Below are 708 nucleotides of genomic sequence, written 5' to 3' on the forward strand. Positions count from 1 at the left end.
CAGGCTGTCGAGAAAATCTCGACAGCCTTTATTTTTTCTTAAAATATCCATTCTCATGTAATAAAATAAAAGAAAGACTTACAAGGACGGTGTCTTTCTCATGTTGCACACAAGAAATTCTTCTCAAAATGCAGCCGAATTTGTTCTGCTTGACCAACTCGTCGAAGAGGATCATCTGCTTCGTAAAATTGATAAACACATAGACTTCTCTTTCATCATTGAAAAGGTGAAACCCTACTACAGCGAAAACAAAGGCCGCCCCTCACTTGATCCGCTAATTTTATTCAAAATGATGTTTATCGGCTACCTCTACGGTATCCGTTCAGAAAGACAGCTCGAAAAAGAAATTTACTACAATATGGCGTACAGATGGTTTTTGGGACTGAATATCAATGACCCGGTTCCGCACCACTCCACCATCAGCTGGAACAGACGCACACGCTTTAAAGATACAACCATCTTCCAAGACATTTTTGATGAGATCGTTCTTCAGGCCATCAATCATGACATGGTGGGCGGACGTGTCCTATTCACCGATTCAACTCATCTGAAAGCCAATGCCAACAAGCATAAATACACAAGAAAAACAATTGCGCAGGATACCCAAAACTATATCAAAGATTTAAATGAAGCCATTCAAGAGGATCGGGAGGAACACGGAAAAAAGCCATTAACAATCAAAGAGGAGGTGAAAGCTGAAAAAGAGAT

The 708-nt window shown here is 40.3% G+C and carries 1 protein-coding gene; it reads left to right on the forward strand.

Annotation, left to right across the window (positions count from 1 at the left end):
* Nucleotides 1–100: 100 nt before the first annotated feature.
* Nucleotides 101–708 (forward strand): transposase (locus MTN95_RS21435; RefSeq protein ID WP_248339941.1); only part of this gene is annotated, 608 nt, incomplete at its 3' end.

The organism is Bacillus sp. 2CMS4F, assembly GCF_023161785.1.
Classification (GTDB): domain Bacteria; phylum Bacillota; class Bacilli; order Bacillales; family Bacillaceae; genus Bacillus; species Bacillus halotolerans.